General features: G+C 44.7%; 16 protein-coding genes. 1 reads left to right on the top strand and 15 read right to left on the bottom strand.

The window, feature by feature from the left end; translation table 11 throughout:
- Window positions 1-3 precede the first annotated feature (3 nt).
- The 5 genes from ACBP55_RS14890 to ACBP55_RS14870 form a co-directional block, all read right to left on the bottom strand.
- The gene (locus tag ACBP55_RS14890; protein WP_464652588.1) at window positions 4-882 is read right to left on the bottom strand and encodes a carbohydrate ABC transporter permease; all 879 of its coding nucleotides are present in this window, start codon (window positions 880-882) and stop codon (window positions 4-6) included.
- A gap of 82 nt (window positions 883-964) precedes the next feature.
- On the bottom strand, window positions 965-2,299 hold the full coding sequence (locus tag ACBP55_RS14885) for an ABC transporter substrate-binding protein (RefSeq protein WP_464652587.1): 1,335 nt from the start codon (window positions 2,297-2,299) through the stop codon (window positions 965-967).
- A gap of 126 nt (window positions 2,300-2,425) precedes the next feature.
- Complete coding sequence (locus tag ACBP55_RS14880) at window positions 2,426-4,015, bottom strand: response regulator (protein ID WP_464652586.1); 1,590 nt, start codon at window positions 4,013-4,015, stop codon at window positions 2,426-2,428.
- A 3-nt stretch (window positions 4,016-4,018) separates the two neighbouring features.
- Window positions 4,019-5,818 (bottom strand): sensor histidine kinase, encoded by a 1,800-nt coding sequence (locus ACBP55_RS14875; protein WP_464652585.1) that lies wholly within the window; start codon window positions 5,816-5,818, stop codon window positions 4,019-4,021.
- A gap of 122 nt (window positions 5,819-5,940) precedes the next feature.
- On the bottom strand, window positions 5,941-7,707 hold the full coding sequence (locus ACBP55_RS14870) for a methyl-accepting chemotaxis protein (protein ID WP_464652584.1): 1,767 nt from the start codon (window positions 7,705-7,707) through the stop codon (window positions 5,941-5,943).
- Between the two features lie 165 nt (window positions 7,708-7,872).
- Here ACBP55_RS14870 and ACBP55_RS14865 point away from each other — a divergent pair, with 165 nt between their 5' ends.
- Window positions 7,873-8,448 (top strand): GNAT family N-acetyltransferase, encoded by a 576-nt coding sequence (locus tag ACBP55_RS14865; RefSeq protein ID WP_464652583.1) that lies wholly within the window; start codon window positions 7,873-7,875, stop codon window positions 8,446-8,448.
- Between the two features lie 95 nt (window positions 8,449-8,543).
- On the opposite strand, the gene ACBP55_RS14860 is transcribed toward ACBP55_RS14865, so the two are convergent.
- From ACBP55_RS14860 to ACBP55_RS14815, 10 genes are all read right to left on the bottom strand, one after another.
- Window positions 8,544-9,557 (bottom strand): LacI family DNA-binding transcriptional regulator, encoded by a 1,014-nt coding sequence (locus tag ACBP55_RS14860; RefSeq protein ID WP_464652582.1) that lies wholly within the window; start codon window positions 9,555-9,557, stop codon window positions 8,544-8,546.
- 74 nt (window positions 9,558-9,631) lie between these two features.
- Window positions 9,632-11,239: a DUF3502 domain-containing protein gene (locus ACBP55_RS14855; RefSeq protein ID WP_464652581.1), complete on the bottom strand. Its 1,608-nt coding sequence runs from the start codon at window positions 11,237-11,239 to the stop codon at window positions 9,632-9,634.
- A 42-nt stretch (window positions 11,240-11,281) separates the two neighbouring features.
- Window positions 11,282-12,178, bottom strand: coding sequence for a carbohydrate ABC transporter permease (locus ACBP55_RS14850; protein ID WP_376768246.1), 897 nt, complete (start codon window positions 12,176-12,178; stop codon window positions 11,282-11,284).
- 60 nt (window positions 12,179-12,238) lie between these two features.
- Window positions 12,239-13,213, bottom strand: a complete 975-nt coding sequence (locus ACBP55_RS14845; RefSeq protein WP_464652580.1) for an ABC transporter permease — start codon at window positions 13,211-13,213, stop codon at window positions 12,239-12,241.
- Between the two features lie 18 nt (window positions 13,214-13,231).
- The gene (locus ACBP55_RS14840; protein ID WP_464652579.1) at window positions 13,232-16,018 is read right to left on the bottom strand and encodes a beta-galactosidase; all 2,787 of its coding nucleotides are present in this window, start codon (window positions 16,016-16,018) and stop codon (window positions 13,232-13,234) included.
- 275 nt (window positions 16,019-16,293) lie between these two features.
- Window positions 16,294-17,832, bottom strand: coding sequence for a response regulator transcription factor (locus tag ACBP55_RS14835; protein ID WP_464652578.1), 1,539 nt, complete (start codon window positions 17,830-17,832; stop codon window positions 16,294-16,296).
- On the bottom strand, window positions 17,810-19,645 hold the full coding sequence (locus tag ACBP55_RS14830; RefSeq protein ID WP_464652577.1) for a sensor histidine kinase: 1,836 nt from the start codon (window positions 19,643-19,645) through the stop codon (window positions 17,810-17,812). Before ACBP55_RS14830 ends, ACBP55_RS14835 begins: the two co-directional genes overlap by 23 nt.
- Before the next feature lie 18 nt (window positions 19,646-19,663).
- A complete protein-coding gene (locus ACBP55_RS14825) occupies window positions 19,664-20,308 on the bottom strand; it encodes an extracellular solute-binding protein (RefSeq protein WP_464653323.1) in 645 nt (214 codons plus the stop codon).
- Between the two features lie 25 nt (window positions 20,309-20,333).
- On the bottom strand, window positions 20,334-20,960 hold the full coding sequence (locus ACBP55_RS14820) for an ABC transporter substrate-binding protein (RefSeq protein WP_464652576.1): 627 nt from the start codon (window positions 20,958-20,960) through the stop codon (window positions 20,334-20,336).
- Between the two features lie 147 nt (window positions 20,961-21,107).
- Window positions 21,108-21,278, bottom strand: coding sequence for a hypothetical protein (locus ACBP55_RS14815; RefSeq protein WP_464652575.1), 171 nt, complete (start codon window positions 21,276-21,278; stop codon window positions 21,108-21,110).
- Window positions 21,279-21,461 lie beyond the last annotated feature (183 nt).

Here is a 21,461-nt window from a genome sequence, read left to right as displayed (position 1 = left end):
CCCTTAAAATGTAATCCGTTCTCTGGCGATCAGTCGGTTAATAGCCAAAGTTACAATCAAGCATTCGATGACCAAGAAAGCAGCCGCGGCGCTTCCATAGCCGAATTCACCAACGCGGAACGCAGAGCGGTACATCAGATAGGTCAACGTGTACGTGGAATTCCCTGGGCCTCCGCCAGTCATAATGAACATATTGGCGAAAGCATTCAGTCCGCCTGTAAGCGCAAGAACCAAACAAAACTTATATGTCTCAGCCAGCATTGGGATTGTAATCGCCATGTGCGCTTTGAATTTGGACGCTCCATCAATACGCGCAGCCTCTAAATATTGCTCCGGAACGGACTTTACAGCCGCCAACAGCAATGCGAATTGGTAACCCATGTACTGCCAAGCATTCACGAAGGCAATGGCGAAAATCGCTGTTTTGTTGTTCGTCAACCAATCCTGACGATACGTGATGCCGAGCGCTTCAAAGATTTTATTAATCAAGCCATACTCACTGTTATACATCGCTAACCACAGCTGACAAACCACTGTAATAGAAAGAACCACAGGAATGAAGTAGCTAATTCTTAGAAACTTGCTTCCTCTGAACCCTTCTGCGACGGCAAAAGCAAGCACGGTGCCGATCCCGATTTGCACGACAGCCAAAATACAGGCAAAAACGAAGCCGTTGTAAAGCGAAGTGTAGAAAATACTATCCTGAAACAATCGAATGTAGTTATCCAGAAAAATAAAAGTGCCTTCGCTTAAGCCATCCCATTCGAATGTACTGCGATAGAAAGTTTGCAAAATCGGATAAAACACAATCACTGTATACAAAAGGAGTGCCGGCAGTGTGAAAAGCATAATAGCCGCCTTATTTCCCATGAATTTGCGCATGTCATCACTTCCCTTTTTTAGTAGAAAACTCACACCGGCTCAGAGCGATCCAGTGTGAGTCTCCTTTCCATAGAAACTTCGGTTATTTCGCTGCGACTGCCGCTTTATTCAAATCTTTCACGAATTGATCCGTTGTATAATTACCTGTCATCAGGTTTTGTGTCGCATCTTCAAGTGCTGCTTTGAACTTAGGATTGGACAATCCCCATGAGAATGCTGTTGTGCTTGTGATTTTCGGAATATCTTTGGAAAGCTGATCCATCATCGGCGGGAATGGCTTCACAATCGGTTTGTCTACTTTTGTTGCTACGATTGGATTACTGCGGTTCGTGTATTTGTACTCCGCATATTTCAAGGAAATGAAGGATGCCACTTTCGCTGCAAGCTCTTTATCCTTGGTGTTGGCAGATACGGCATAACCACCAGGACCGCCGCTGCCGCTGAATGCTGTTTTACCTTTTTCATAGGCTGCTGCATCAGCTGCTGGAAGGTACATGAAGCCTGCTTTGTCACCCAGCGCTTTAGTAGCCGCTTCGATTTCCCACTGACCGTTAATGAACATCGCTGCTTTACCTTCGTGGTAGAGCGCCGCTGCTTGATCGTAGTTTAAGTTCGTAGCACCTTTGGGCAGCATGCCTGCTTTCACCAGCTCGATGATTTTATCTGCAGCTGTTTTGTAAGCAGCATCATCAGCTTTGGCAAGACCCTTATCAAGCTTCGTCACACCAGCTGGTTCAGCGCGAGAAACGAACATGTCATAAAGGGCTACGCAAGGCCATTTTTCTTTAGCGAAGATGGATAATGGCGTAATGCCTTTCCCATTGAACGCTTTAACAGCTGTCATCATTTCATCATAGGTTGTCGGTACTTTCACACCGTTTTGTTGGAACAAATCTTTGTTGTAGTACAGAAGCGCTACTTCGTTACCCGCGTAAGGGAAAGCGTACGTATGACCATCATCTGTAACCAGCGTATTCATTGCGCTAGGCTGCATTTTGTCTTTGAAGCCGAATTTAGTCACGTACTCATCCAGAACTAGAATATTATTGGATTTTTTAAATGTATCGATAATGTCTAATCCTGCTTGGAAAATGTCAGGCAGATTGCCTGTAGCTGCATAAGTTTTCAGCTTCTGGCCATCATCTTGCGCTTGAATATCGAGCTCAAGCTCAACATTCGGCATTTCCTTTTTCAATTCCGCAACCGCGTAGTCATAAGGTGTTTTCGTATCTTCATCTGCGTACTGGGCATAAATTCTAAGTTTGACCGGCTTGGCATCCGCCTTCACGGGTGCTGCTGTTGCTGCAGCCGTTGGCGCGCTAGTTGCGCCAGCATCTTTTGTTGTGTTTGTGGTTCCGCAAGCTGCAAGGCTAGTAGCCGCGAGCAAGCTTACGAGAGTGACTCCCATTTTTTTCATTTGTTGGACCTCCCAGGCATCATGTGCTTTTCACTTCTTTACAACCTGAGTATAAAAGGAAAAACCCCTTATGATAATGGAATAATCGAGGGGTTCTTGTAAAATCCGCACATTTAGAAATTTTCGTTATAAGCGGTTATTCTCATATTCACTAGGGGAATAACCAAAAAATTTCTTAAAGCTTTTACTAAAGTAACTAGGGTCGTTAAAGCCGATTTGCTCGGCAATATCCGCAAGGCGTATGTTCCCTTTACCGAGTAACTCCTTCGCTGTATGCATACGAACATGTGTGACATAATCGGTCACCGTCATGCCGATTTCTTTCTTGAATACCGCCCGCAGATAGCTGGGATTGATAAACACCTGCTGAGCAATTTGATCCAATTGCAGCTCGGGATCTCCGTAATGAAGCTCAATATATTCTTTGGCTGCTTGGGCAATTTTCGACGATCGTGTCTTTCGGTGCTTGCCCGTATAAAGGATCGCTTGATTGAACAATTCCTTGATCCATACGGCTGTGGCGTCAATGGATTCCAACCGTTTGATCTCACTATAAGGAAAAAAGGCTTCTCCGAAGCAGTCTTCAATCGGATGCCCCGTTTCCGTTACATAAGACAGACAAACAGAAATAAGTCCCATGCTAATGACATAGGTGTAGTCTAAGGATAACCGCTGTTCACGAATCGATTGGAAAATTTCTTCCAACTTAGCATCTACCTTAACCCCATTTTGCATGCGCAATTGTACGAGCAGCTCTTCATTTACTTCTGTGGGATAGAACGCTTGAGTCCCTGATTCCAAGGATCCTGATCCGTAAGCGATAACACGATCATTCCCCAGTACAAACTTATTTTGCAAGGCTTCAAGCGCCTCCAAATAGGAAGTTCGGATCCCCTGATAGCCGGATTGACTCCGACCCACACCAACGGTGATCGTAAATTTCAAATATTTCTTGATCAGGAAGCATAATTTCTCATAACCGCCTAACGCAGGAATTTCCAGCTCATCGGTCCCTTGATGCTCCACCAAGCAAACGATGCGTCCCTCAGGCCCGTTGAAAATCAAATGATTCTCCGTTTCCTCCAGCGCCTCGTTCAGAATGTTCGTCACCGCATATTTCCAAAGCAATCGTTCACTCACCTTGTTCCATTTGAGATCCATGTTATCAATCTCAATGCACGCCACCACAAAGCATCGTGAGTCGAAGGATTCACCAAATTGCTGGAGTCTTGAACTTGTCTCCTCATCGGAATGGTTGTAATCACCGCTTAACAAATGATTAAGAAAGCTCTCCTTCATCAACAGCAGATTTTCCTTCAGTGTGGACTTCTCTTCCTGAGCCCGCTGATGCTCCTTCTGAAGCTTAAGCAGCGTTAGCACCAATTCATCCTTCGAAAATGGCTTCAGAATGTAGTCTTCAACCCCAAGCTTAAGCGCCTTTCGAGCATAATCAAATTCGTTATGGCCCGTAATCAGCACCACGCTTGTCGCTGGATACTGCTCCTTCAATTGCTCCGTAAGCGTGAGTCCATCCATAAACGGCATGGTAATATCCACAAGGGCAATATCAGGACGATGCACGCTGACTTGCTCCAACGCTTCGACCCCATTTTTGGCTTCTGCGCATATTTCAAATCCATAAGCTTCCCAATCTAAAGCCGTACGCAAGTATTCACGGAAAATGGATTCATCATCAACAATTAATATTTTCTGCATATCTTAACCTTCCTCACTTTGAAAAGGGAGCCATAATGTTACTTCTGTGCCCTGCCCCGGTTGACTTTCAATTTGTAAGCCATAATCATCGCCAAAATAAAGCTGTATACGGTCATTCACGTTCCTTAACCCATAGCCGACAGCTTGTTCCGGAGATTCCGGCTTCTTCACAAGAGCCTCAAGCCGCTCCGGCAGCATGCCAACCCCGTCATCGCTGACGATAATTTTGATTTTACCCGCAACAATCTCACCTGTTACTTTCAAAAGACCAAGGCTGCCCTTCGTTTTCAGACCATGGTAGATCGCATTCTCAACGAGCGGTTGAATGGTTAACTTTGGAATAAGTCCACCGAGCACCTCACCCCGAATATCAAATTCAAAGGTAAACACATCCGAATAACGGATACGCTGTATGGATAAATAATCCTTCACATTGCAGACTTCTTCCTCGATCGTTATCGTCTCTCTTCCTTTACTCAGAGCTGCGCGATAGAAATCAGCCAACGCTTTGGTTGTTCGTTGTACATCCCGAGCTCGTCCCATTTCAGACAAGGTGTAAATAACATCTAACGTATTATACAGAAAATGCGGTTTAATTTGCGCCTGAATAAGTGCCAGCTCGTATTCACGCTTCTTTTTTTGCTCAAAATTAATGTTCGTCAGCAGCTCTTGAACTCGTCTGATCATAGCATTGAAGCCCGAGGCCAATAAACCAATCTCATCCTCTGAATTCACTTGGAATTCTATGTCCAAGCTGCCTTCTTTGACCTTCTTCATATGTTTGGTTAGTCCCATAATCGGTTTGGCAATGAGTTGGGATAGCATCCCGGCTCCCAGCAAAGCAAAAAATAAACAGATCAATCCAATAAACACAATAAGGACAGTGATTTTACGCGTATCCGCGGTTAAGGATACCAGCGGAGCCATCGAGATGAGCTTCCACCCAAAACTTGGCACATCGGAGCTTACTACAAGTGTTTTCTCATGCTGAAAAGAGGTTAGATCCGAGGTATTATCGCTGGATGTAATCCAGTTTTTGAGCGTTGGATCTGCAACTTCATCCAGCAAATCCTCCGGGTGCTGCGATGAGATAACGACGCCTTTCTCATTCACGATAAAATAGCTGCCATCCTGGATGGAGCCGATTTTCTGATAAATCGCAGATAAGGAACTTTCTTTGATATTCAGTACGAGCATACCTAGCTTCTGCCCCGTATAAATATTTACAATCCGCTTGCCTAGCGTCATAACAATTTCTTGCGAATTCGTGGTCAAGTAATTACGCTGCTGCATGGGAAACCATATATTATTGCCACTGGAGGCATCAATCTGTTTCAGCATTTCACTGCTAGTAATCAACTCCTGATTCTGTTCCATAAGGAGATTAGATCCAAAAACCCGACCATTCGCATCTATATACGCAGCCGATTGGACATCGGGAAATACAAGCATGGCAAAGCTCAACTGATTCGTAATCTGCGTGTACATCTGTAAGCTCGTTTCCGATGACCCCTGAGATTGCGGTTCTTCCACGATCAATTTGTTCAGATTAATCGTTAGCATATTGGCGCAGCTCTCTACATTCGTTAACATGCCCGTGATGCGCGTAATAATAAGGGACGAGTTATCCGAAACATTTTTAATCGTCTTTTTGACAATCGCATTCGTGTACACCTGATTCGAAACAAAACCTAGCACAAATAAAGGCACAAAGATCAATGGAAAATAAATCATGATGATTTTATAGCGAATACGTTGATTACGAAACCAAGGCATGGTGATATATTTTTGTAGAAACTGCATGATTTGCCCCCTACTTTTCAAAAACTGAAAAAACCTATACAATCTACCTTCAGGCAATGCCTGACGGTTATATTGTATAGGATTCGACTAATCATTGAAACAAGCCAAGTCTATATCCATATTTATACATTAATTCGTTGAATAGATAATCGCATTTCATCTGTTAATCCGCTCAAAGCAGTTGCCGAATCAGCTATTTCTTGAGCAATCTTAAGTTGATCCTGTGTCAGCTTGTGAATGCTCAGCGTTCCGTCTGATGAAGCTTTTGCAATATTCGCTATGTCTATCACAGATGCTGTCACCTCTTCGGCCCCTGCCGTCATCTGCTCTGTTGCTGATGAGATATCATGAATTTGCTCAGACACATAACGGAACTGTTCCACGATATGGCTAAAGAACGCTTCCGCCTTCATCGTGAGACCAGTTCCGGTCCGAATCTCCATCATCCCCGCTTCCATGGCCTCACCCATAAGCTGAGATTCCTTCTGGATATTTTGCAGCAGTCCAGCAATTAAATGAGCTGAACCTGCCGCATTGTCCGCAAGCTTGCGCACTTCACCCGCGACTACTGCGAAGCCAGCACCGTGTTCACCCGCCCGTGCTGCTTCAATTGAGGCATTGAGTGCAAGCAGCTTCGTTTGTTCAGCGATATCCGAAATAGCCGATAAGGCTACCCCAATTTCCTGTGAATGGCTACGCAGCAAGGCAGCTCGACGAAGCGCTTCTTCCGTAGCAGAAGTAATCGTAACGAATTGACCGTTCATATTCCTTACGATGGTTTGTCCCGATTCCGCACTCTCCAGCGCATTTATCGAAGCGTCAGATGCGGTTAAAGAAGCTTCCGAAATACGTTGGATGGCCGTAGCCATTTCCTCCATCGAATGTGCACTCTCATTGGTGCTTGACTGCTGAGTATTAGCTCCTTCAGCAAGCATTTGTATCGATACGTTTACTTTTGTATTCATCTCAAGCAGATGATGAGCTTCCGTGTTGAAACGTTCCGTCGTCGCTACAAATTGATCCGAGGTATGTGAGACATTAGATACAATCGTTTTTAAAATGTCATTGATGTTGCCTGACATCTTGTTCATCGCCTGATACACAGCACCAATTTCATCAATCGAATGAACTGGATTTGCAGCTAATTGCTGCTGTGCAAGGAGCAGGTCTCCCTTTGCAATGCTTTCAGCTCCTGCAACAATCCTTTGTAACGGACGCAGTGAACGGGATATAAGCAGCATAACCGCCCCTAGTCCAAGCAAGGTGAAGAAGAGCATAAGCAGATAGACAGATATGTTCCCCATGATCAAGCTGTTGGAAATACGTTCGATGACCCCCGCTTCCGTATCGATGCCTAGGACACCGATGGTTTTACCGTCCGCACTTTTCAAAGGTGCATAAGTCGAGACATATTTACCGTATTGCGGGTTTACGATCAATGGTGAACTCGCCGATTTTCCCTTGAGTAATGCCTGAATTGCTTCTTCTGGAATATCTGTCACTTCATTGATGGGGGAAGCCGAGCTTTCTCCTTTTGGTTGTCCGTCAATCATAAGGAGAGGCTGGTTTTTCTCATCAATTCGAACAAGATATACATATAAGGCTCCAATTTGCGTACGGTATTTGTCTAGTTCCTGCCTGATATTCCAATACAGCTCGTTCTCCTTTGGATCTTTTAAAAATTGCTCCCATCGATTTGCATCAATCCCTTGGACGTAGCTCTCTGCCAATCGAACGCCATAGCTGGATATCGCGTCCATCCCCGCTTTCTTGGCATTTCTGATTTCAATGAGTATATTGCCTGCTGACAATGCCAAAATGACTATCATCACGGCCGCAATGATGCGTACGACCAATCGTTTTCTAATCCACGTAACGAAACGAAACATAATTAAATACCCCTTTTCAATCAACATTATTCGATTGTTTTCGACAAGAAATTGGTAAATCCTTCTTCTAATATTGAACTTATTTCTTTTTAAGCTATTCTTCAGATTTCTATGTTAGGTTACTAGTGAAGATTGTACAATTTGAAGAAAAGACAGGTGACATGATTGACAACGACCGGTTTATTCGACTCCTTCCCCCTACTTACAACAAACCGATTATGTTTGCGTCAAATGAACACTGAGGATGCTGAGGATCTTTATCACTTCTATTCCGACTCCAAGGTCACCCAATATCTAGACTGGCATGGCCCTGCATCTGTCCAAGATTCCAGAGACTTAATTCAATCATGGAATCAATATTTCCAAGATAAACGGCTATTCCCTTGGGGGATATCCATGAAGACTGATCCCACCTTAATTGGCACCGTCATGTTCATGCCGATTCGAGATACATTTGAAAAAAAACCTCTTCTTCCTCTCAACGTTGGTTTCGAATTAAACCGCCATTATTGGAATAAGGGCATCATGTCAGAAGCTCTTGAAGCTGTTCTTGCCTTTAGTCGGGAACATATTGGGGCACATCGCATTCAAGCGGAAGTATTCCCTGAAAATAAAGCCTCTTTGAAGGTTCTGGAGAAGCTGGGCTTTAAGCAAGAAGGACTGATGCATCAATATTTGATGCATGAAGTCACGCGGACATTTCTGGATGTGATCATGCTTGCTTTTATTAATAATACATAAAGTCCGAGGAGTCGTAACCCTCGGACTTCGCTTCACTTCTATCCTACTGTTCAACCAACTGCCACTGCTAGCTGAATTAGCGCGCAACTCTCTCATTATGTACTCTGCCTAACGATGAGCTTAGGCTCCAGAACCGTCAATTTCTTCACCTTTTCCTTCTGAATCAATCTCGATAATAAGGCCATCGCTTGACTCCCAAGCTCTTCACTATGCTGTGAAACGGTTGTCAGTTCGGGGTTCATCGCAGAAGCTAATTGGCTGTCATCAAACCCTGCAATGGCGATATCCTCCGGAATACGCAGCCCATGAGAAATAGCAGCTTTCATGGCACCAATGGCCACATAATCGTTAATACACAGGAAAGCCGTTGGACAATTTGGCATAGTAAGGAATTGTTCCATCAGCTTGCGGCCGCATTCCATTGAGAAGTCTCCCAAGCGTACGATTTGCTTGCGAAATAGGAGATCATTCGCTCCTAGCGTACTTTTGTACGCTTGCAGCTTTTCCATCGTCGTTGTCGTTTCCGCGTTCCCTCCCAAGAAGCCGATGCTTCGATGCCCGCGATCAATAAGATGCTGCATAATGAGCTGAGTGCCCGCATATTCATCCGTTTTCATACGATGACAGGGATGACCTGGAAGACTGCCATTGATCAAGACAATTGGAATTCGCTTCTGGATATCCACGACTTCCTGGACGAGCTGCTCCGGGCAGTGACGCGAATTAATACGTCCACCCATGAAGAGGAGTCCCTCCACCTGCCTTTCGCAAAGTAAGTTCAGATATTCGGATTCTCTACTGAAATTGCTGAATGTATTACAGAGAAAGAGTGTAAAACCCAGCTTCTGCGCAGCTCTCTCTGCCCCTCCGAACACCTCAGGGAAAAACATGTTACTGCTGTCTGGGAATAATACGCCAATCATGCCCGTTTTCTTATTCACCAGACTGCGTGCCAACGCATTGGGCTGAAACTTGTGCTTTTCAATAATCGCCATAATCTTCTGCCTAGTCGATGTTCGAACGGGTGCGGTATCATTGAGAACACGGGAAACAGTCGCGACGGAGACGTTCGCTTCTCGGGCAATATCATAGACGGTTATAGATTCCAAGAATTCACTCTCCGTTACGTCAAAATATAAAGATCGAAGGCCTGTTCAGAGACAGACCTTCGATATCTTTAACCTTATTTGCTGCTTTCTACAGTGACCTTGAAGGCATCCAATTGTTTTTGGACTTCAGCCATCAGCTTATCAAAGCCTGCTGTTTTCAGCTTGGCGCGGAAATCATCAACCGCTTTGACGGGGTCTCCCGCTTTGCCGTAAAGAATCGCAGGTCCCATTTGTCCAACAACTTGGGTAACCGCTGTCAACTCGTTTGACACAGGTCCCTTATCGAAAACGAATCGGCCATATGGGAATGGCTTTTTGATTTTGTCATAGGAAGCATAAAGCGCGCCTTTTCCAGACCAATCATTCCCATCTGGAATTTCATTCTTATCGATGCGTCCACCCCAGAAGTTGGAATAGAATTCGTCTCTTTGCACATCATAGCCATCTGGACGGAAACGTTTGCCATCTTTGATGACGTACTGCACGCCTTCCAAGCCGTAATTCATCAAACGATACACTTCCGGGTCTTGACGAATCAGCTCGTAGACCATCAGAGCGCGCTCTGGATGCTTGCTCTTTGCACCAATGGAAGTTCCGCCATGTGTGATCGACATGGATACGAGATTGTTGCGAGTAGCCGAGAATGGGAAGAACTGGAGATCCGAGCCCGGCTGCAGCTTATCCATTTTGATACGTTCACCAAGGAAAGTTTGCGTGTGATGCTGATCTATACTTGACTTACCAGCCTCAAGCTCAGAACGGTTATCGCCCTTATAATTCAGCACATCTTCGCGCCAGAAGCCTTTGTCGCCCCAATCCTTCATGAGTTTGGCAAAATTCACGAAAGTATCGTCGAGAATAGGGCTATAAGCTTTATACTTCTCATCATATGATTTACCGTAGATTAGACCGAAGAGACCGGTACTGATCGGAAGTTCAATCGCATCTGTATAGGAATTGATGTAGCCTGCAATATTACCAGCAGCCGTACCATTTGCATCCCAAGGAACAACGCCTGGCTTCTTATCCTTGACACCTTGGAGATAGGTCTCCATCGACTTCCAATCTGTAATCGGCGCTGTGATCCCAAACTCTTTGGCCCAATCGCCACGATACAAGAAACCGTGATTAACCCACTGTGTATAATGATCTTCAGGAATGAGCATGATTTGATTCTTGTACTTCGTCTCAGCCCAGTTCTCTGGCGGTACTTCCTTCCAAGTTAACGGCGCATACACAGGAAGCAGCTTATCCAGCGGCTGGAAAGCACCTTTTTGTGCATTCTGCCACGTATCCAACCAATCTGTTGCAACTGTGATCAAGTCAACCGGTTCCCCTGAAGCTAGCAATAGATTATATTTGGTTTGCCAATCGGCCCATTCAACCCATTTAATTTCCAGTTTCGCATTTGCTTTTTGTTTCAAAAGAGCGTTAACCTTCTCCATCACCTTTTCAAATTGACCATTCTTCGGTTTATCCCCTAACATTACGTAGGAAATCGTTTGGAACTCGGAGGTGTCAATTTTGCCAGATGGTGCTGCTGTCCCCGTTGCTGCAGCAGTCGGTGTCCCTTTATCCGTGGAGCTAGTACCTGTACTGCTAGGTGTGGTGCACGCCGTCAAGCTTACAGCAAGCGTCGCTGCCAGAGCTACACTAAGCGCTTTCTTTTTTCTCTTGAACATACGGATTTGCCTCCCCATAATCATTTTGGTATATGCTTTGCGTCAGCCTTTAACAGCACCAACGGTAATACCTTGGATGAAATATTTCTGTACCATCGGATAAAATAGTATGACCGGTCCCGTTGCAACTACTGCGGTAGCCATTTTCATGGACTCCAGCGGCATATCCCTAGGCTGTACATTGGATGAGACCGATGAGTTTTTGATAAAATCAGCACTCGTTACAACGTTGTACAGGAACAATTGAAGCGGCCTATATTTCAAATCGGGTGATAGGAACAACATCGAATTGTACCATTCGTTCCAATAACCCAAAGCAATAAACAATCCTATGGTCGCCAGCGCCGGTGTTGTCATAGGCAGGATGAGTTTGGTGAAAATCTTGAAATCGCCCGCTCCGTCCATTTTGGCCGATTCTGTAATGGCATGCGGGATGGACCTGACGAAGCTTTTCATCATAATAATGAGAAAAGGGCTCATGAGTCCAGGCAGCAGGACAGCCAAATAGTTATCCTTCAGATGCAGCCACTGCGTCATAATTAAGTAAAAGGGGACAACCCCACCTTGAAACAACGTTGTAAAATAGATGAAGAACGAAATCCGATTGCGATAAGGAAAATCAGGACGCTGCAAGGAATAACCCGTCATGGCTACGATAAACAGCCCAATGGTTGTTCCAATCAGTGTAATGCCAAGCGTGACCCCATAAGAGCCGATGATGACGCCAGGGTTCTCGAATACAATTTTATAAGCAAATGTACTGAACTCTTTGGGCCACAAATTATAGCCGTGTAACGTGATCGACTTCTCTGCTGTGAACGATGTCCCAAGGACGAGAAGAAAAGGTACTAAACAGAAGAGTGCAAATAGACCAATAAAGAAGTAGCCGAATAGCCGAATGGCCACCGAGGAGAAATCCGTTCCTCTTTGACGTGCAATGACTTGTTCCACGTATGCCCCTCCTAACCGAACTAAAGTGACGAATATTTGTATGTTGAATTAGAACAGCGTGTTTTCAGGCGAAACTTTTTTAACCAGCCAGTTGGCTGTGATGACAATAAAGAAGCCAAACACTGACTGATATAGACTGACAGCGCTTCCTAGTGAAAAGTTGAAGTTGTTCATCAAAGAGCGGAACACGAACGTTTCAATAATATCTGTCGCATCAAAAAGGGCTGTATTGTTGGCTCCGACCAAGTTATAGAACAATCCAAAGTTCCCTCTGAGAATACCGCCTAATGAAAATAGCAGCAAAATAATGAACGTTGGCTTTAGCCAAGGAAGCACGATATAGCGAATTCGCTGCAGGGCATTTGCCCCATCGATTTCTGCGGCTTCAACAATCTCCGAATCCAATCCCATTATCGCTGCGAAATAGACGATCGAGCCGTACCCTGTCGACTGCCAAAGGAATGTAAAGACGATGATAAAAGGCCAGATCGTTGGATTCGAGTATGTCTTAAGCGGCTCCCAACCGATCGATTTGAGAATCCCATTGAGCAGACCAAAGTCATAACTGAGAATGTTGTAGGCAATAAGGCCAACAAGCACGAAGGAGATGAAAAATGGCAGGAACATCAGGGATTGCGAAAGCTTCTTAAACCACTTTTTACGAAGCTCGTTCAGCAAAATAGCAATACCAATCTGCAGGATATTTCCAAATATAATAAAAGCTAAATTGTAAGTAATCGTATTAAACGTTAATTTCCAAAGTGCCCCAGAGGTCACTAGAAATTTGAAATTGTCAAACCCAACGAACTGGCTGCCGAAGATCCCCGCCGTATAGTTATAATTAATGAATGCGAGATAAAGCCCTGGCATTGGAAGGTAAGACATGACTAGGAAAAATAAAATCGCTGGAACACACATGAGGACTAATGTTCGATACGACCAAAATCTGCGCAGTGGGGTTACACGCTTTTTGACAGCAGCAGGCGCTCCTTCTAATGAGCTTGCTGAGATGGCAGTTTTCATGCGTACTCTCCTTCCTAATTAAACTGCGGCTACCGGTACGAAGCGAAGCGGCTCTAGCAAGGCGTCTTCAGAGGCTGATACCGCCTCCAATAAGACGGCTATTTCATTGCCTGATTCTCCAACCTGAAACCACGGTCCCGGTAAATAAAAGGACTCATCGCTGCCGCCACGGAATATCGGTCTGTTGGCACCGCCTTGCGTCCACAGGCGGCCAACTAGGTGTCCGTTGAAGAATACAGTCAGCTTCATATTGCTGCCTTTAACATAAACCCTCCAGCCTAAACCTTGGTTATCATCACGCAGGTCACCGTACAGCCATGACAGGGTACCCGGTTTCAAGGAGATAGCTCCGTCTACAGGGAGAGCCTTAAGCGCCGACGCTTTGGCATGCTGCAATAAACCATTCTCCTGACATGAGGATAGTGTCCACTGTTTAGCGGCGGTTCCTTCATAAAGACTTATATTTCCGCTGAGGGAACCGTACGTTTTATCCAGATATAGCGTTAACGTTGCCGTCTCTCCCGCCTTTACGTAAGGCGTAAGATCCAGATAAGGATTGAGCGGGTTCAATTGTCCGAGTGAGTGCCCGTTCACATAAGCATAGGCATGCGAGAAATTACCAGGCGTATGCAGAATCCACATATCCGCTTCTGTCGTCAGCTTTATTTGTTTGCGGTAGCATTGATGGGCAGGCTGTTCGGCGGAGAACCACCCTCCAACGCTTACAATCGGCCATTGTTGATCGTTATAATCTGTTGCTGCGTAATCGTCCTTGTCTTCCCCAAATTGCATTGATTTGAATCGCCAGTTTTGGTTTATTTCCCTAACCGACGTTACTCCAACAATGCCTGTTAGTCCTTTCAGAGCATTTAAGTGCAAACCCGGCAAATTCGTATCATGGAAATTGGTATGTCCCCAAATCTCGACACGTGCAACTAGATTAGGCTCTACACGTGCACCGGATGGAATCGGAAGAAAGTGACTTCCTCCACCCGGTGTTGCTGTACCAAGGTACGATTCACCGGAATAGACGGAAACGACATCACTTGCCTGCTGAACGATAATGCCTAGACAGCTATTCTCAATCGGTAGGTGCGAAGTGTACCAGGCGAAACCTCGGTAAACACCATGCTTCTCCAAATAATCGGCGGTATCACCGATCGATAAGCTTTCATCCGCAAGTGTATCCAAGGGATTCACTAAGCTTTGTGACCAGCTGATTTCAACTTCGCTGCTTTCCGAGACTCGTTCTACGAATTCACCAACATGCAGCTCGCCATCAGCATCTATATTTTCTAAAAGCAAAGCACGTGAACGACTCATCCCAACCAATTCGATAACATGACCGTTTAGTAAGTGAATCCGAACTAATCTCTCTTGTTCATCCGATTGAAAGGATACCGTTACCTGATCTTCTGTTTCGGCATGGTGTACCGTCATCGTGCCAGCCTCCGTCTGCACCTCCATGTTAAAGCAGAGACGGATTTCACCTTCGCCCTCCGTATGGAATACGAACACCGTGCGCTGCTCAAGCTGCTTCACCAGCAGCAATTCTGCAGTTGCGTAGGCGAGCGTCCCTTCAGCGATTCCCCATGTCTGCAAGGGCACCTGCACGGGAAGAATCGGACAGCGGCTTGCTTTGGCGACAAGTGTGGTATATCGGGGTATGACTTCTTCTTCCACATGTAAGTAAGCGTCTTCATCTTGCTCGTTAACATTACATAGGAAGAGCAGCTCGCCGCCTTGCTTTAACGCTAACCGATAAGGTGATGAGGCACTATTCGTGAGCGCAGGCTTCGCCTCAGCAAGTGAAGCGCCATACGTTTGAATCACACGATGCAGCATTCTGCCTTCATAAGCTTCCTCTCGAAGGTGTCCTTCAGGTGTTACCATCCCATGGAAATCATAGTCCGAGGTAAGGAAAGAAAGAGGATTCCCCCAATTGTTAGCTGCATTGGTAAAGCCAAAGTTCGTCCCTGAAGCCTGCAAGTAGGGACCGAGCAGCTTCGCTCCTGCCGATAGCAATCTGCGAAGCAGGAAGTGTGAGCGATTCGTCTCCGTGACGAGTAAGGGCAGTCCGCGACGAGCCAACTCCTCTCTGTAGAAGAGCACCTTTTCTACGAATGCAGGGTCTTGATCATTAGGATAGAAGTTGCAAGTAGGCACCACGCCATCAGCAAAACCTGAAGCCTCATACAAGCCGCCTTGTCCGGCGCAAGCAATGAGCGGAACGGTAATGCCATGCTGCAAAGCTAAATCTCTTAATGCCGAGATGTATCCTTTGGGATCCGAACACGGATAGAAATCAAGCTCATTATCTAATTGAACAGCAATGATCGTGCCTCCCTGATCCGCTTCATATGTCTTCAGGATAGGAAGGATCTGATCATACCACCTGGCCACATGCTGCAAGAAGGCAGGATCGTTATCCCTTAAACGAAGATTTTCTTTCACAAATAGATAAGCTGGGAGCGCTCCGCCATCCCATTCCGAGCAAATATACGGTCCTGGTCGTGCAATCACCCACAGACCGGCATCTGCGGCATACTGTAGAAATTGAGCCACATCCTTTTCTCCAGTAAAATCCCAAGTTCCCTCCACGGTCTCATGATGATTCCAAGGAAAGTACACATCAATCGCGTTATATCCAAAGGCTTTTACTTTATTTAGTCTCTCTTTCCATACACCGCGTGGTAGTCGAAAATAAAATAAGGAGGCACAAAGTATAATTTCTGATTTTCCCTTTATCCGCAGTGCTTCAGATGATAACTGAATCACTGCTTCTTCACTTTTTGATAAATACAATGGCTAACCCCCTTGATCTACTCTCATTTATTTATGAAACCCGTTTCATCCGCTAAGGATGTTTAGCTTGCTGTTCTTTATGAAGTTAGTATAAGTTTTTTTAAAAGCGCTTACATTGAAAGAAACATCAAGTTATATAACAAAACTACACAGATACAGCCTCACACAAAACAAAAAAAGCTCCGAATTTTATCCAAATTCGCAGCCGATTGCATTCTATATAACACTGATTTTTTATATATTTCACAGAATTTACGATCCATCATCTTGAATAATTAACCATTGCGCCTAAACTCCTTGACCGTTTTCCCCTCCAGCTCTTTAAATACTTTGCAAAAGTAGGAGGTTTCTTGAAATCCTGTTTTCTCTGCAACTTCATAAACTTTCCATGCAGGATCTTGAAGCAGCTGTTTCGCTTTCTGAATCCGGTATCGATTCATATATTCGACGATCCGCATCCCTGTCTCGCTTTTAAATAGATTGGATAGGTAATTCGCGCTCAAATGGAGTACATCTGCCAACCTTGCCACCGTGATGTCTTCGGCATAATGCTCTTCCATATAGGCGATTGCTCCTTGAATTTCCTTGCGCATCAACATGTGCTCAGCTTTATTCCCAACGATTTGCTTATTCAAATTTAGAAATAATTGCTTCAATTGCTGCAGTGGCTGAAGGGCTTCCATCGCCTGGCTAACCTGTTTATACGCCTGATCAAACTGATCTGAGTACCTATTCCTCTCCATGGCCAATGTTTTCAGCTGCATCATTAACTCTGCCAGCAGGTTGCGCAGCTCTGGTATTGGCGGCTTCTTTTGAATGAGGCTTTGAAACAAATGCTCAGTCTGCGTTTCAATAGCTGTAAATAGACCACTTTTCATCGCAGCAACAAGAGGCTGAATCGTGATTCCTGCCGATGTTTCAACCTTGCCATTGATCTGAAGGGACGTAAAGGCATAGAGTTGACCCGCTCCTTCATAAACATATTGATCTAAGGCGGTTTCAGCTTGCTTATATAACACTGCCCAATCCTTCAATCCATAGCCGATCGAGCTAATTCCCATTGTTACAGTGCCTATCTTTTTCATCCGGGTGTACAGCAGCGACGCTTGCCGAAGTGTCTCCTCCAAACATTTGTGTTCACTCTTTTCATTCGGAAAATAGATAATAACCGCAGTTCTCCGTTCGGAAATCGGTATAACCATGTTTGAGTACGCCGTCTGTTCTTCCTTAGAACCATCGGCAAGGACTTTAAAGTTAGCATCGACAACGACAACTGCCGTAGGACCTCCATGAATTGGAAAATGAACGGCGCTTACTTGATCTTCAATGTCCTCCGCCCGCTTCAACTCGCCTAAGAGAAGCTTTCGCCCCAACAGGCAGCGCACCTCTTGAAAGCTGGCATCTCGAATACTCGCTTGTTTTCTTCGTTTATGATCTTCCATAATCTTGCCGCTCATTTGTTCTAATAGCTGCTGTAAAGCGCTAGGTTCGAGGTCATGCTTTAACAAATAATCCTCTGCCCCAAGCTTGAGGGCTTCCTTCACGAATCGGAAGTCATCGAAGGAGTTGAGTGCTACAATTTTGATAGATTCATCCTTTTGCTTTACCTGCTGGATCAGATCAATACCGTTCATTTCGGGCATCGAAATGTCCGTCACAATAAGATCAACCTGCTGATGCTGCAGTAGATCAAGTGCATGCACGCCATTGAGTGCTTCGCATACAATTTGGAAGCCATAATCTTCCCAACGAATGATCGTTTTAATGGCATACCGATATATCGCATTATCTTCAACGATCATGGCGTTCAACATGCTCATTCCTCCTTTGACGATGCGTTCTATGCGGAATTCGAACAATAGCTTTCGTACCTAAGCCAGGTGCACTTTCGTAGCTAAGGCCATATTTATCCCCATAATACAGCTGAATGCGTTCATTCACGTTGTGAATGCCGATACTCGTCACGCCTGGAACCGATTCTTTACGTGTAGCAGCGTTCAATAGATTAAACGCTTGTTCAGCTTCCATACCTATTCCGTTATCTTCGACAATGAGCAGGAGTTGCTTCTCTTCCACGCGTGCATGAAGTACAATACGTCCACTACCCTTGGACATTTCGATGCCGTGAAGAATTGCATTTTCGACTAGCGGCTGAAGAATGAAATATGGCACCTCACTTTCCAGCAACCGTTCATCCACTTCATAGTCCATGCGAAAGGCATCGCCATACCCAATTTTTTGAATATAAATATAGTTTTTTAATTGGTTAATCTCTTGCTCCAAGCTGTGAAATTCTCCGACACGCCGTACCGAGGATTTCAATAATTCAATAACTGAGGTGACCATTTGCTCAATCTCGGCTTGATGATTCATGCGAGCGTACCATTTCACAGTCCCTAGCGTGTTATAAAGGAAATGAGGATTAATCTGACTCATGAGGACGGTAAATTCAGCCTGTTGTTTGGCAATTTGCTCTTTATATACCGTGTTTATTAAATCGTTAATCCGAGACAGCATGAAATTGAACCGAATCGACAAACTCCCAATCTCATCTCGCCCAAGCGGAATAATGCGAACATCGAAATTGCCATCTTCGACTCGACGCATCGTTTGCTCCAAGATTTTGATATTTCTCGTCGTAGAATTCGAAAGTAATACGGCAATGCCGGTAGATATCAGAACAGCAAGCAGAGAAACGAGCGCGATTACAAAAACTAACACACGTGTATTGGACAGAAACTCAGACATCGGAATGAAGCAAAGCACCCGCCAGCCTAGCGTTGATGTTCGTTCTTGGACGAATAAATGACTCCCTCCCTCTGCATTATCGACGATTGCCATAGATGCATCTTTCTCCTCAAGGTTATAACTTAAGCTCCTTGAGATCAGATTGTCCATTCCGGGGGTTCCGCCACCCGCTAACAGTTCGTTCAAGGGATTGAGAATCGCAACATTATTTTGCTTAATGATCGAGCTATTGCTCCCCAGAGATAAGAAATAATCCGAATCAATACTGATTACAATCGTGCCAAGACTACGATCTACTTGACTCAGATCAACGAAATCTCTGATAAGGAACACTTCTTTTTGCTTTCTCAGAGAAGGCGACCAGCTGATGCTTTGTTCATGATTTTTCAAATAATCTGAAGCATTATTCGTCATTACGGTTACATCTTCATGATTTAGTGTACGATCCAAGCCTTTTTTATTTTCCCACCAGTACACCTGTCCCTTCTGTGTTTGAATCATAATAGCATTCATATAGGGATTCCCATTCCCATACTGAGCTAGCAAGAACTCCATACGGCTGCGGAAAGCTGGATAGTTGTCACTTGTAACCTGCTCACCTTGTTCAGCAGCAATTTGCCGAATATTACTGTCACTAAGGACATAAACGGAAGAAGTGAATGCTTCCTTCGCCCTGATTTCAATATTGTCGGAAACTTGATGAATGACCTGCATCGATAGATCTCTAGTATTTGATTCAATGAATTTTGTAGAGGCATAGATGGCAACTCCGCCAATCGCCGATGAAATGAACAAAATAATAATCATATTTGATAGAAATATTTTCGTTCGGATGCGAAAGTCCTTGACCCGATTTAAGTTCCACGGGGTGGCTGTCATACGCAGATCTCCTTGCCGTCATTTGGATAGTTTGCGAATCCGATCGAATGCTTGATCCAGCTCTTGAATACAGAGATCCACATTATGACTGCGATCAATAACGAATTTCGTGAGTGCATTTACAAACACCTTTTGCAGATCTTGATTCACAAAATCTGTCGGTAAACTCGACCAGTCATACGTTTTGCCTGTTTGGATATACGTCTCATCCAGCTCCACATAAGTGGGGTCAAAGTCATTCGGCAAGCCTTTAATCACAGACAAAGCCTTCTTTTTCGTCTGAAAAATCGTCCCCATTTCCTTCGAAGCAAACAATTCCAGTGTTTGAAGCGCCGCTTCCTTATGAGGTGATTGAGGATTGATGACAATCCCTCCTGTTGATTTTAAACCAAACTTAGCATCATGGGGATTATTCGAATAAGGGAAAGCAAACAGTCCTAGATTACTCGCAGGGTTCTTGGATTTAACACCGTCAACTGTCCACGTGCCATTAATGATCATGCCGGCCTTCCCCTCCGCAAGGAGCTCTTGGGCTTGGTTCCAATCGGTTTCGAACGGCTTGATGTTCACATAACTCAGGCGTTCTCCATATCGTTTCAAGATGTCTTTGAAGTGAATTTGATCATCAGCGAACGAAGTTCGACCTGCTTCTATATCCGCAATCCAGTTGCGGCCAGCGGCATTCTGATTAGCCAGAAGATCCGCCGCAATGTCCCAAGTCAGGGTCCAGCTTATCCTTATAGCCTGCTGCGATAGGAATAATTCCTGCCTTCTGCAGCGCCTCGCATGCAGCTATGAATTGCGGCCAAGTTGTTGGCGGACTTTGAATGCCAGCGTGTGCGAAAGCATCTTTATTATAAATGACACCAGCGCCATTCACGTCAATTGGCAGCGCCCATATTTTCCCATCGGCTGTCTTCACACCATTCAGGAACTTCTCGTCGATTTGCGATAAAAAAGGTTGACCCGTTAAGTCCATCGCATACCCTTTATGAATGAGATCCTGAGCGGCCTCTATATTATCCAGCATATAGATATCAGGCATGTTATTCGAAATCACACGCGTGCGAAGCAAACTCATATAATTGCCGCCATCCACACCCGTCAGCGTAAACGCATAGGGAGGATGCTGTTTAGCAAATAGCTGTGTCCCCGCCTCCAACCATTTTCGTGCACCCTCCTCGTCAAAGTGATGTATCCACGAAAGTGTCTGCTCCTGGAATTGCTGTTTAGGAACGACTGTTACTGTCTGGGGTTGACAAGCTGTAAGCATCAGAGTTACAGTCATGCCAAGAGCTAACAAACGAGTCTTCATTCATTCACCTCATTCCATGGTAGCGTTTACACAATAGTATAGCGGACACAGCCGATAAAAAAAACAGCCTATTTCCTCTCTAGAGAAAATAGACTGATGTATGTTATATATACAAGCGAATCCTCGCTTATCGAATTCTAGTTATTCCTAACTTTCATTCATTGAATTCCAACCATCATTGGTTTTGATGATATCCATCATTTTCTTCATCGAAAGCTGAATTTGTTCAGCGGAGGGCAAGGGTAAGTTGCTGTACGTTTGCTTCACAACATCCGTTAACACAGAATCGAACATGCAATCAAATTGCTCGCTTTTCATTATGAATTCCCTCCTTATTTACTTAATTTTGGAAGATTACCTATACTTATCATATATAGAAACGCCTTCGATAACAGCGCAATATTTTCTTTCGCAAATCCACATTTTTTTCCATAAATGCGCAGTTTTTTTTGCATATAACGAAAAAAAGACGCAAAATTAGATAAATAAAATCTAATTTGC

The organism is Paenibacillus sp. WG02 (genome assembly GCF_055396115.1).
This window is presented reverse-complemented; position numbering and strand designations above follow the sequence as displayed.

Excerpts from the sequence above, each read along its gene's own strand:
- ACBP55_RS14870 (WP_464652584.1), bottom strand. The coding sequence starts at position 7,707 with ATGTTTCGTTTCGTTACGTGGATTAGAAAACGATTGGTCGTACGCATC.
- ACBP55_RS14875 (WP_464652585.1), bottom strand. The coding sequence starts at position 5,818 with ATGCAGTTTCTACAAAAATATATCACCATGCCTTGGTTTCGTAATCAA.
- ACBP55_RS14880 (WP_464652586.1), bottom strand. The coding sequence starts at position 4,015 with ATGCAGAAAATATTAATTGTTGATGATGAATCCATTTTCCGTGAATAC.
- ACBP55_RS14845 (WP_464652580.1), bottom strand. The coding sequence starts at position 13,213 with ATGAAAACTGCCATCTCAGCAAGCTCATTAGAAGGAGCGCCTGCTGCT.
- ACBP55_RS14890 (WP_464652588.1), bottom strand. The coding sequence starts at position 882 with ATGCGCAAATTCATGGGAAATAAGGCGGCTATTATGCTTTTCACACTG.
- ACBP55_RS14830 (WP_464652577.1), bottom strand. The coding sequence starts at position 19,645 with ATGACAGCCACCCCGTGGAACTTAAATCGGGTCAAGGACTTTCGCATC.
- ACBP55_RS14885 (WP_464652587.1), bottom strand. The coding sequence starts at position 2,299 with ATGAAAAAAATGGGAGTCACTCTCGTAAGCTTGCTCGCGGCTACTAGC.
- ACBP55_RS14820 (WP_464652576.1), bottom strand. The coding sequence starts at position 20,960 with ATGAAGACTCGTTTGTTAGCTCTTGGCATGACTGTAACTCTGATGCTT.
- ACBP55_RS14855 (WP_464652581.1), bottom strand. The coding sequence starts at position 11,239 with ATGTTCAAGAGAAAAAAGAAAGCGCTTAGTGTAGCTCTGGCAGCGACG.
- ACBP55_RS14835 (WP_464652578.1), bottom strand. The coding sequence starts at position 17,832 with ATGTTGAACGCCATGATCGTTGAAGATAATGCGATATATCGGTATGCC.
- ACBP55_RS14815 (WP_464652575.1), bottom strand. The coding sequence starts at position 21,278 with ATGAAAAGCGAGCAATTTGATTGCATGTTCGATTCTGTGTTAACGGAT.